Source organism: Alteromonas sp. 07-89-2, assembly GCF_013113925.1.
In the GTDB taxonomy this organism is placed as follows: domain Bacteria; phylum Pseudomonadota; class Gammaproteobacteria; order Enterobacterales; family Alteromonadaceae; genus Alteromonas; species Alteromonas macleodii.
In genome coordinates this window covers 31,509-42,917 of the sequence record NZ_VTYM01000017.1, presented here as the reverse complement: position 1 = coordinate 42,917, position 11,409 = coordinate 31,509, and the positions used below count along the sequence as shown (strand labels likewise).

The 11,409-nt window shown below is 42.0% G+C and carries 10 protein-coding genes; 5 read left to right on the top strand and 5 right to left on the bottom strand.

Going from position 1 to position 11,409, the window contains the following annotated elements; all coding sequences use genetic code 11:
• The first annotated feature begins 143 nt into the window (after window positions 1-143).
• The 5 genes from F0261_RS12545 (at window position 144) to F0261_RS12525 (ending at window position 5,416) form a co-directional block, all read left to right on the top strand.
• Entirely contained in the window at window positions 144-872 is a 729-nt protein-coding gene (locus F0261_RS12545; protein WP_171338121.1) for a transglutaminase-like cysteine peptidase, read from the top strand.
• Window positions 872-2,809, top strand: a complete 1,938-nt coding sequence (locus F0261_RS12540) for an EAL domain-containing protein (RefSeq protein WP_171338120.1) — start codon at window positions 872-874, stop codon at window positions 2,807-2,809. Before F0261_RS12545 ends, F0261_RS12540 begins: the two co-directional genes overlap by 1 nt.
• Before the next feature lie 119 nt (window positions 2,810-2,928).
• Window positions 2,929-3,498 carry a hypothetical protein gene (locus F0261_RS12535; protein ID WP_171338119.1) on the top strand — a complete coding sequence of 190 codons (570 nt, stop codon included), beginning with the start codon at window positions 2,929-2,931 and terminating at the stop codon, window positions 3,496-3,498.
• 47 nt (window positions 3,499-3,545) lie between these two features.
• Window positions 3,546-4,955 (top strand): O-antigen ligase, encoded by a 1,410-nt coding sequence (locus tag F0261_RS12530; protein WP_171338118.1) that lies wholly within the window; start codon window positions 3,546-3,548, stop codon window positions 4,953-4,955.
• A 50-nt stretch (window positions 4,956-5,005) separates the two neighbouring features.
• Window positions 5,006-5,416 carry a hypothetical protein gene (locus tag F0261_RS12525; RefSeq protein ID WP_014976227.1) on the top strand — a complete coding sequence of 137 codons (411 nt, stop codon included), beginning with the start codon at window positions 5,006-5,008 and terminating at the stop codon, window positions 5,414-5,416.
• Window positions 5,417-5,428: 12 nt separating this feature from the next.
• On the opposite strand, the gene F0261_RS12520 is transcribed toward F0261_RS12525, so the two are convergent.
• From F0261_RS12520 to F0261_RS12500, 5 genes are read right to left on the bottom strand one after another with little or no spacing between them, the layout of a single operon-like run.
• Window positions 5,429-6,193 carry a VpsP family polysaccharide biosynthesis protein gene (locus F0261_RS12520; protein ID WP_171338117.1) on the bottom strand — a complete coding sequence of 255 codons (765 nt, stop codon included), beginning with the start codon at window positions 6,191-6,193 and terminating at the stop codon, window positions 5,429-5,431.
• Complete coding sequence (locus F0261_RS12515) at window positions 6,193-6,924, bottom strand: tyrosine-protein phosphatase (protein ID WP_171338116.1); 732 nt, start codon at window positions 6,922-6,924, stop codon at window positions 6,193-6,195. The genes F0261_RS12520 and F0261_RS12515 overlap by 1 nt, the downstream gene beginning before the upstream one ends.
• A 9-nt stretch (window positions 6,925-6,933) precedes the next feature.
• A complete protein-coding gene (locus F0261_RS12510) occupies window positions 6,934-9,150 on the bottom strand; it encodes a polysaccharide biosynthesis tyrosine autokinase (RefSeq protein WP_171338115.1) in 2,217 nt (738 codons plus the stop codon).
• Between the two features lie 24 nt (window positions 9,151-9,174).
• Window positions 9,175-9,711 carry a polysaccharide biosynthesis/export family protein gene (locus F0261_RS12505; RefSeq protein WP_253819412.1) on the bottom strand — a complete coding sequence of 179 codons (537 nt, stop codon included), beginning with the start codon at window positions 9,709-9,711 and terminating at the stop codon, window positions 9,175-9,177.
• 8 nt (window positions 9,712-9,719) lie between these two features.
• Window positions 9,720-10,925 (bottom strand): outer membrane beta-barrel protein, encoded by a 1,206-nt coding sequence (locus F0261_RS12500; RefSeq protein ID WP_171338114.1) that lies wholly within the window; start codon window positions 10,923-10,925, stop codon window positions 9,720-9,722.
• Between the last annotated feature and the right edge of the window lie 484 nt (window positions 10,926-11,409).

Sequence of the window (11,409 nt, the reverse complement as noted above, 5' to 3'; positions counted from 1 at the left end):
AAAAGATAATTCAGTTAAGCAAAAACCTTTCAAGTTATCACCAAGTTTGCCATCATAACGCAATCACAGGTGAGACAGCGTACAACGTTGTAGTGAAACATTTTTTACATTCGCCTTAATCTATTGCATAAAGTATCCACGTCTTGCACCAAAAAGAACGCTACGTCACGCGAACAAAGAACCCAGTCAAACTCCGCAGTTTAATTACTGCTTTTCGCGCTGGCGTTATTATGATGACTTGCGTATTTGTCGTCGCGTCTGGTATTGCTCAACAAAAAACGGTCTTTACCGAGCAGGTTTATAAGCGCATTAATGACGTATATGGCAGTAACGCTGCCGAAGATGTTGCTGATTGGCGACAACTGATCGATGAATTACAACAAGAGGCGATTGATGAAAAACTCTATTCTATCAACCGCTTCTTTAACCGGTTCGATTTTGTTGACGATCTTGTTCACTGGAACGAAAAGGACTACTGGGCCACCCCTATAGAGTTTATTGCCACTGGCGCAGGCGACTGCGAAGACTACACCATTGCGAAATATTTCTCACTCATTGAGCTAGGTGTACCAGAGAGTCAATTAAGGCTTATGTATGTAACGGCATTAGAATTACGTCAACCTCACATGGTGCTAGCTTATTATGAAACGCCTACCTCAGTACCTTTAGTTTTAGACAATATTAATCGGCGAATTTTACCGGCGAATAAGCGCAGAGACTTATCCCCTATTTACAGTTTTAATGGTAATGGATTGTGGGCTGCGAAAGCGATGGGAACAGGCCGCAAGTTGAGAGGTAGTGGCCCAATGAAAATGTGGGACGACATGGTAGAGCGACTAGACCGCGTAATGTACGGAGATAAAGAAAAATAATGAGACTATCTACCCAATTAAGTACGAGCTTAGCCATTTTTTTGGTTTTAGTATTTGCTGGCTCTTTCATTATAAATGTAAAGCTAACTCGAGAGTATGTAAACGAACAACTAGCGACTCACGCTCAAGATACAGCAACGTCTTTAGGCCTTTCCATCACGCCTTACATTGGCGAACCCAACGGAATAATTGTTGCGGAGACTATGGTAAATGCCATTTTTGACAGGGGTTTCTATCAGTATATTACGGTCTCTGACATGGAAGGTAATTTACTGATTGAGCGTAAAAACCCAAATACTCAAGATTCAGTGCCTGCGTGGTTCACTAATTTAGTAGAAGTCACACCACCCGTTCAACGAACTGAATTAAACGATGGCTGGACCTTGGCCGGAGAGCTAACAGTCCAAAGCCACCCAGGACTTGCAAATGAAACGCTTTATGAAAGTGTCAAACAAAGTGCCTTTATGTTTTTTGCCGCGTTCGTTGTAGCCTACATCGCGTTGCTTTTCATAATTACCGCTATTACAAAACCGCTTAGAATTGTGGTTCACAAGATTAATGACATTCAAAACCAAAAGTTTTCTCAAATAAACTATAAGCCATTTACCCAAGAGCTTACATTTATTACCCAAGCGGTGAATAAGCTGTCTTCATCTGTAGAAGGGATGTTTAAAGAACTTTCCCAAAAAGCAGAACACTTCAAGGCGCAAGCGTACGAAGACAGCCTTACGGGCGTTCAAAACAGAAGTGCCTTCACTCGTCACATGAACGCTTTATTAAGTTCGACAGCCCATTCAGATGAAGGTTATTTAGTTATAATACGATTAGCGCACCTCAACGCTATCAATACTTCTCTCGGTGCCCAAGAGGGCGACAATTACGTTACTTCAGTTGCCAACATTCTTAAGCAGTTCTCCAAAGAGTCGGCTGAGACTACACACTTATTCAGGCTATCAGGCGCCGACTTTGCACTAGTCACTGAAGCAATATCAAAGAGAGAATGTTCAAATAAAATCGAAGATCTAAGTGAAACTCTCGTACATTGCAATCCTCTCAAAGACGGAAATCGTTCGGTGTGGATGGGCGTGGCGCAATTTAGCGATAAGCAGTCTTTTTCCGAAATTATGGAAAATGCTGACAGCGCACTTATGGCTGCAACTAAACAAGCTAATGGATGGCAATTTGCTTCAGAACTCTCTCATATACACAGTAATACTGCATGGAGAGAGAGGCTCAATGTGATATTGGAGCAACAGTACGCTGACATGCTGATACAACCTGTCATGAGTATTGCAGAAAACACTCCCTCATATTTTGAGGCTTTCGCACGCTTCAAAGACAAAGAAAGCGGCAGTGTTATACCAATGTCGCAGTTAATCCCCGCTTCAGAGCGATTGAACCTTATTCCAGAGGTCGATAAGTTGGTAGCAACCCTCGTTTTTAAAAAGCTTTCTCAAGCAAAATGTGATGTGGCCATTAATATTGCAAATGCATCTCTAGCTAATTCCCATTTCAGAACCTGGCTAGTTGCACAATTGAACCAAAACACGGCACTTTGCACTAAGTTGGTGTTCGAATTCGAAGACTCAGCACTCATTCACCATAAAGATGACACCATATCTTTTTGCAAGACTCTAATGACATTAGGCTGCCGCGTAACAATTGAGCACTTTGGAGAAAATCTTGCATCACTTGCAGGGTTGAGGGCTATTCAGCCTCATTTTGTAAAAATTTCCGGCAAGCTTACGAAAGATATTCACACAGATAAAGATAATCAGTTGTTTGTAAGTAGCTTGTTGAGCATAGCTCGAGGATTAAATATCAACGTAATTGCTGAGCTTGTTGAGAATGAAGCAGAGTCAGTGACATTAACTCAACTCGACGTTGCTTATCAGCAAGGTTTTTATTTCGCAAAGCCTACGCTTTGGCAAAATTAAGTTACTTAGCCGAAAAGTCGTATAACAAAGTGAAGACCTAGCACGCTTATTTGTTATACAATGATTACTAATGGTGTTAGCAAGACGCTGACCCGACGTTTTATTTAAAAGGATAAGCTATGCGTAGCAACGTTATTTTATCTCTACTTTTGATTGCATTGATTGTGCTAACGCCTGTTTCTTCAGCGCAAGAAAATAGCGCACCGGGCACTCAAGTAAGAACGTTACTTGTTAATGAACTTGATAACGGAGCGAATATACAAGACGCCGCAAATCAAGTTAGTCAGACTGTAATCAATGAAGGTCTTTACTTCGATGCTGCAGGCACTGCGTATTTATCTGACAACCAAGATTCATTTGAATCTGTAGTAGGTTTACTTAACGAAAATGCCACAGGGTTCGAATTAGCCATCGCTGGATTTACACAGTTTCCAGATAAAGCATCTCAAATCATAACGATTACTGTTTTAATGTTTCCTGAGAGTGCCAGCGAGATCTACAATATCGCTCTTCAAATGCAGGTAATTAGTGAAGACGATGCACTGCTAGCAGTTATTAATGCTGGTGTGGATCCAAGCACATTAACAGCTACTGCAGCAGGTGGAACGGGCAATACGTTTTCTCCGCTTGGTGTCGGTACTGGGGCAGCGGGTGCAGGTGGTGGTGATACAACAATTTCTGCCAACTAACCAAAACGTAACTGCTTAAACTTTAACTATTTTTGTTGTAGTTGTTTATGGTTAATGTTCTGAAAACCGAAAAGTTTCTTTTCGGTTTTCTTTTATTCACTTTGTTCTGGCTTCCTCTGTCCTTGGGCGCAAACCGCCCGTGGGCTTGGGCGCTGATGCAAATGTCGCTGTTTTCAATTGGCGGCACCTTGGTTCTGCTAAACACTTCTCTACTTCATCAACTCTACACAAAATATCGAACATTCATTATTCTTTGGGTTATTTTTCTTGCTTGGCAGCTTATCAATATTGTTCCTCTACCCTTTGCGCTGATCGAGGCAATACGACCTGAGCGTGTAAGCTACCTCTTAAGCGAGCAATGGGGTAACCAAGAGAACGTCACTTCAAAGTGGCTATCTTTGAGTTTTGATGTAGGCCAGAGCGACGTAACTTTCTTCAAATCTCTTGCCTATTGTTTTCTATTTTTCATCGCATTAACCCTTATCAATTCAGCTAAGCGTTTACGCTACACCCTTATAGTCATTAGCGCAGCTGGCATATTTCAAGCTATCTACGGCGCACTAGAAGTACTTTCAGGTATTAAGTACAGCCTGGTGTTCAAACAGCCGGTTTCGCACATCGCCACTGGCAGCTATATTTACAAGAATCATTACGCAAATTTTCTAATGCTCTGTTTGAGTGCAGCAATCGGGTATTTGATAACGAGTTTGCATCAAGACAACACCACCAGTAAACGAGAAAGGCTGCGAAGGCTGGTGAAGTTTTGGCTAAGTAACAAAGTACTATTTAGAATAGGCATAATTATAATGGTGATTGCGTTAGTCATGTCCCGTTCTCGAATGGGTAATAGCGCTTTTTTTATAGCCATGACAATTACAGCCACGCTCGGCTTGATTTACTTTAGGCCCCGTCAAAAAAGCTATATCACTTTGTTTATCAGCATGTTGATTATCGATATTTTGTTAGTCAGTAGTCTTTTTGGCCTCAAGCAAGTGCAACAGCGCTTAGAACAAACAAACTTCGCACAAGAAAGTAGAGATGAAGTAATAACAGACGCACTCCCCCTATTAGGTGAATACGGACTAATAGGTACCGGAGGTGGAACTTTTTACACCGTTTACCCTCAATTTCAGAGTGAAAGTATTCAGCACTTTTACGATCACGCACACAACGAATATCTTCAATTTAGCATTGAGTTTGGTGTCGTAGGTGCCTTTGTTCTTGCTCTGCTAGTGCTGCTGTGTACTATAAATGCACTTAGCGCCGTTCGAAATAGACGCCACCCTTTACCCAGGGGCACCGCTTTTGCAAGTATTATGGCAACTATCGGCATGGCTTTGCACAGCAGTGTGGATTTCCCTCTACAAGCACCAGCAAATACGGCTATATTTATTGTTCTTCTAGCATTAGGAGCGCTAAGCAGAGATATTTCTATGGGAAGGCAATCACATAGATAAACTGCTTAACTCAATTTTTTCTCGATCGTTTTATCGTAAAAGGACGCAGTGTGGTTTTAAAAATTAAACGCCCCGTTAGAGAAGAGCCCAACGTTCAACACATGCTTGAGCGTATGCCGAAAAAAGTAGCTGACTCATTCTCTGATGAACAATTATCTCATTTAAATACTGCGCTTGCGGGAAGACGTTGGGGTAATCATAAAGTGGATGTCCGGGGCACCATTAGCCTCCTACGCAGCCGCTATTATTTCGTACTGTTAGCTGGAACAGATAAACGAGATTTATCCAGAACTGAAAGTAGAATTGGCAGAATTGCTATGGCAGCAACTGTTGCGCTTTTTTTCTGCGTATCGTTAATACTTGGTTTGGTACTTCTTTATATCCTCAAAAGTTGGTTAGGAATAAACCTTTTCGAAGGATTTTCACTGGGGCTTTGGGACTGGTTGAAAGGAAAAAGTTAATTTCGGTCGTTTTTAGTCGTATGTCACGCAATTAGGTATACGCTTTTTGACAGGGTAACTTGAAGTATTCAACCAACGACACACTACTTCCTCTGCGCTATGCTTTTGGATAGCTTCTAAAACAAAGTTTCTGCTAAGTGGATTTTGAATTCCTAAATCTAAATGGCGCTTTAATTGATCTTTCACTTTTACGTAATGCACTGAGCGTGCGGCAAACATGTCTAAGCCATATTCTACGATAAATTTGTGCACTATGGCATCTTGTGCTCCCACATCAACGGCACGCGTTACATAATCATAGAATGCACTATCTAATTCTCTCTGTTTCCACTTAACTGACGCTAGTCCTATCCAACTGCCGCTCCAATTCGGTCTTAGCTCTAGACTCTTTTCGTAGGCGATAAAGGCTTGGTATAAATTTCTCTTCGAATCAAAAACTGATGTTTGAGTGTCGCTCGACACGCCGGCTTCACCCACACTATATGCTTTCCATTCATATAATTGCCCTTGTACTTGATAGTAGAGTGCGTTTTTCGGGAAATAACTAAGCGCTGTTTCTATTTTATTTAGAGCTCGCTCTATCTTCTCTGTAGTCGCACGCTCAGGCCTTTGCTGCCACATATCAATGTTATTCTTTACGCTATAGTGCGCATTACCCGCAATAAAAAGCTGCACACTCCACACTAAACTCCATAACGCCATAAGCGCTACGATCCATTTAAGCGCTGTACAAAAAATTTGTTGGTTGCGAAAGCTAGCGAGATTAAACGCCTTCATTAAACACCTTGCCTAAGTGCTTTACCTATTATTTCACTAGGCTTGTTAATGAAAACGTCTTGAGCGAAGACCTTATCGAAGGCGGCGACAACGTCAAACGCATCTCTCATGTCATTAGGCCGTCGTACTAAATCATGGGTATCAGAGGCAACGACATGAAATGCTTTTCGCTGCATTAAACTTAATGCAAATTGTGCAACGTTGTCTCCAAATCGCCCTGTCAAAGCGCCAGCGGTAACTTGAAATAAACACCCTTGTCGTTGAAGCCAGCTAAATTTAGTTGGCTCTGCTAACAACTCCCGATTCCGTTCTGGATGCGCTATAAGAGGTTGAACGTTATTTCTTAATAACCATTTAACTAGGGTCTCAAGCCCCTGGGGAACATGGCTATGGGGCATTTCAAGCAGAAGTATTTTTTTATCGCTTAGTTCACCGATGAATGGTAGCTCCCCTTGTTTGAACCAAACGGGAATAAGCTCATTCACTCTCACTTCAGCTGCATAAGAAAGTGTTAAGGGAATCGCCGCTGCTTTGACAGCTTTCACAAACTCATCAAATACAGGCTTTATTGTGCTGGGAGAATTGTCGAAGTAGCCTTTATGGATATGAGGCGTGCAAACCATGTGACTTACGCCACAGTCAACAGCTTGCTGTGCCATTTCTAAGGCAATATCTAAAGACCTGGCACCGTCGTCGATGCCAGGCAATATATGACTATGTATATCTATCAATAATTACTGTTAGCTGTCTTTATGACTCGTATAACCGTATTGGTCGTAGAATCCAGCATACCTTTGTGCTGCACCAGATTTACGTAAGTCTACTTGATTTAGCACTACCCCATCAAGACGATGACCAACTTGAAGGAATCGAGACAAACCATTATTTATTAACTTCTCACTGGTACTGTCTGCACGAACTACGTAAATTACAGAATCACATGAGTTTGCAATAACCATAGAGTCACTAACAGCTTGAGTTGGTGCAGTATCAACAACAACGTATTTGTACTGGGTCTTGAGCTGGGCGATAAGTTCGCCGAAGCCTTTGTCAGCTAGCAATTCTTGTGGATTTGATGGGATAGTTCCTGCGGATAATATATCTATCTTAGATTCTCCATCCTGCACTAAGCATTCATCAAAAGTATGTGATTTTAAGATTAAGTTCGCAACACCGGGCTGGTAATTTGGAATGCCAAATTGCTTGCCAACGCTAGGACGACGTAAGTCGGCATCAATCAGTATGGTCTTATCCAGCTGCCCCAAGGCAAACGCTAAATTAATCGAAACGGTAGTTTTACCTTCTTTAGGCACGCTCGATGTAATCATTATGGCCTGCTGCTCTTTATCTAAATTCAATAATGATAGGCTAGTTCGCAGGGTACGAACCGACTCTGCAAATTGATGCTTTTTACCATCAAAGAACGAACGAATTGGTAAGTCAGTCTTCTTCTTGTGTGGAAGCCATGGGATAAGACCCAACATACGCTGTCCAAGTTTACGCTCAACATCTTCAACCGAACGAATACCGCTGTTGAGGGTTTCCATGGCAATGGCCAAGAAAACGCCAAAGCCCATACTAAAGACAAAAGCAGCACCTATTAACAGCTTTTTGTTAGGCTCGGAAGGCGTATATTTGGGTAACGCCGCGTCGAGTACTCGGGCATTTGCTGACTCAAAGCCGCCCAGCTCATCGGTTTCCTTCAAACGAGTAAAGAAAGAGTTGTAAAGCTGCTGATTAATATCAACTTCACGCTGCAGAGCTCGCCGCTGGTTGTCTAACGCTGACAGTGAACGGAACTCAGCTTTCGCTTGCGCGACTTCTTGCTCTAGCTGTACAACGCGGTCTTCCGACACTTCGTATTGCGTTGTAATACTCGTTATCAAATCTCTAATCTGACTACTCAGTGTTTCCCGAATAGAAGAGAGCTCTGCATTCGCAGCAATCATTCTAGGGTGCTTTGGGCCATAAACTTTACTCAGTTCGCTCACGCGCGTCATCGCCTTTGCTTCGTCACGTCGAACATCTCTGATGGTAGGGTGATTCAGTACTTCAGGAAGACGCGCTATGTCTTCTAACGAAACATCGTTGCGCGTTTGTCTATAAATAACAGCATTGAGCTTAAGTGCGGTTTGCGCATCGAGTAATTGCTTGCTCAGCTGCTCTAGCTCATCGGCCGCTAAGCCCACCACACCATCTATGTTAACGACCTGATTTTCTTCGTAAAACTTAGCAAGATTGCGTTCAGCCACAGTAAGCTTTTGCTTGAGGCCTTCTAAGCTATCTGTAAGAAAAGACGTTGCTTTCGCAGTCATATCAAGCTTAGCCTGCAGATAGTTTTCAATGTAAACGTCTGCAACTGCATTAGCCAGTTCCGCTGAAAGTGTAGGTGATTCAGTAGTAATGGTTATTCTCATTACTTGCGTATTATCGACCATTTCAACGGTAAGTGCGCTCATTAAGAGTGAAGTAGCTTTGCGCTTTTTAGCCGCTAAAATTTGCTCTTCAGTTAAATCTTTAGGCTCTTCCTGGGGAAGAAACGGTAAAGCTTCGACTACCCTAGCTTTTAGTTCATCGAATAGACTAGGGCCTTCATCAACTGGCATAAACTCTTCGTTGTTATAAAGCGATAAGCTTTCAACAGTGCGTTCTGCAATTTGACGGGACTGCAGTATTTCAAATTGCGTTTGCATATAGTCCTTACGCTTTGTATCAAGACCATATACTTCTTCTATTGAAACAACATTCGCCTTTTCTGCCTCTACTAAAATAGTTGTAGTAGAAGTGAACATGGGCGTCATACGCATGACTAACAATGCAACTAAGATCGTAAATGCAATTGCTAATGATACAATTCGAAATGCGTAACGCTTAATAATTCCCAAATAATGAGCAATGTCGATGGTCTCATTTTCAAACACACCAGCATTGAACTCTTCCCTGCCATTTACTGCCATTTTATTTCCTGCACGCTACGTAATTTAGAAGAAACGCTGATTGATGGTGATAATATCACCAGGCTGAATCATATCACTCACGGTTACGGTGAATTCGTTTGTTCTGCCGTCCTTTTCACGAATAATGGTAATTTTGTCGCGGGCCGCTCGCTCTGTGTAACCGCCGGCTAATGCAGCCGCTTTATTAACAGAAAGACCAGGTTGATATGGATAGCCGCCAGGCCTTTTCACTTCACCATCTATGAAGAATGGCCTGTATTCAACGATAGCTACTGAAACAGAAGGGTTAACCAAATAGTCCCCAAGCAAGCCATCATAAATTTTCTTTTCGACTTCATCGGCTGTTAAGCCAACCAATTTAATTTCTCCTAGGAATGGATAATTAATTGTACCGACGTCAGGTAGACGTACTTCCATCGAAAGATCATCTTGGCCAAAAACACTGATTTTGACTCTGTCCCCAGAGCCAAGTTGATACTGACTCATGCTCAAGTTTCCTTCCTGAGCGAAGGCAGAGCTCGTAACGAAAATTAAAAATAAAAATACTGTTTTAATCATCAAATGTTGCTTCACAACGTAACCTCTGCGGAAATTCCTACAACATTTCGGTCATAGCCAATTGAATCGCGGTTACTATCACGATCTGCCAACTGATAGAATAGGGAAAAAGACAAGTACCTACGAGCCTGGTAATTTAATGACGCCATGTAACGCATCAATTCGTCATCCCTATTTTCAATGCCATCTTCATCAAGAATGTACTCGTTTGTTTCACGCGTTATACTAATTGAAGATCTTAACCGGCTTAGCCACTCGTGATTCCACGCCGCAGTATAATCTCTACCTCTTATGAAATTACCTTCTCCGTTGGTTTCCCTAGTGTCTGCATTAGTAGAAAATCGAAACGTAGAATATGAAATAGGCTGCCACTCTATACCGACTTCCCAATCAGTTCCATAGAAAGTACTTCTTGTAGCGGCCTCGAAATCTTTTTCTTTATAACCCACTTTTGCAAAGCCAGTAGTCGCTGCCGTAGATTCCCATCTAACACCAAGTAAAACTCGAGTTTCGTCACTATCTCTAGTTGTAATACCCGTCTGGTTGTCATACCTCACAAACGTTTGCGTTACATCGAGCAGTGCTGTTGTCGCAGAGCCAATACGATAACCCAATTCAGCGCCGACTTTGTTTTTTACCCGATCTCTAATCAAATAGGCTTGTTCACTTCGATCATAATTTAACGTCTCACGGTTTGCTTTTAGCGTTACTACTCCGTCTGATGTAACAGCACCGTAGGAATACTCACCGCCAAAAGAAGTGCTTTTGTAACGGTCAGGTGTTGTGATGGCTGTACCTAGTCCTAAAGAAAAGCCAGTACCGCGCTCTTCATGTCCATCTTCGTATTGGGCAATTGCATTAACTCTATGCCTACTATTTAGTTCATATTCTCCTGATGCTTCAATAAAGTGGTCTGTATAGTCATCAGCGCTGCTTGAAAAAAATACACCTCTTTCTAAACGATAGCCTACTTGGAACGGATTGCCGTCAATCTGTGTAGCAGCAATTAACTCTGGAGAAATAGTCGCTCGCCAACTATAAATTTCAGGATCGTCATCTCGCGCATAAGCCACGTTGTCAACATACGCCATTGAAGACGTAAATGAAGGGATCAAATCAAATTGCCCAGCTTGAATTCGACCAGCCTCTTGGGCAAATAGAGTCGGTGTGGCGCAAATTACCGACATAGCTATTATGCTTTTGGTCCTTTTTAACATGTTATTTCCTTCCTACGATGGCTTGGGTGTATTAAAACGGTGCATTATTTCGATATAGCGCTTTCAAATACATCCTTACATAAACGCTATAAACCGCGAAACAGCCGGAATATGTGTAATTCTTACAAACTAAACAAGGTGAATGCCTTAATAGTTCATGGATAATCAATGTCGAGCAATAGGCGTGCCGCTTTTGCTGTATTAGGCTCTGAACATTACTAGCGAACACATTGGAGCGAAAGCCACTTTGCATTGTATTGTTTGACTCAACAGTCAGTTAACAAAGTACTGCAACTTATACCTAGGTATTGTTGCATCTATATGTCCAAGGCTGCAAATGCGGTATATGCTATCTTATTTATATTGTTCATGAAAAGCGCTAGCGCCGTATTCTACTCATTTTGCACCAAATTAGTACGGAATGAACTTTGTTTTTGTAATAAAATTACAATATCCATATAATACGCTGTTGCTAGAGCACTTA

Coding starts and splice junctions, on each gene's coding strand:
- F0261_RS12540 (WP_171338120.1), top strand. CDS start 872: ATGAGACTATCTACCCAATTAAGTACGAGCTTAGCCATTTTTTTGGTT.
- F0261_RS12535 (WP_171338119.1), top strand. CDS start 2,929: ATGCGTAGCAACGTTATTTTATCTCTACTTTTGATTGCATTGATTGTG.
- F0261_RS12530 (WP_171338118.1), top strand. CDS start 3,546: ATGGTTAATGTTCTGAAAACCGAAAAGTTTCTTTTCGGTTTTCTTTTA.
- F0261_RS12520 (WP_171338117.1), bottom strand. CDS start 6,193: ATGAAGGCGTTTAATCTCGCTAGCTTTCGCAACCAACAAATTTTTTGT.
- F0261_RS12510 (WP_171338115.1), bottom strand. CDS start 9,150: ATGGCAGTAAATGGCAGGGAAGAGTTCAATGCTGGTGTGTTTGAAAAT.
- F0261_RS12500 (WP_171338114.1), bottom strand. CDS start 10,925: ATGTTAAAAAGGACCAAAAGCATAATAGCTATGTCGGTAATTTGCGCC.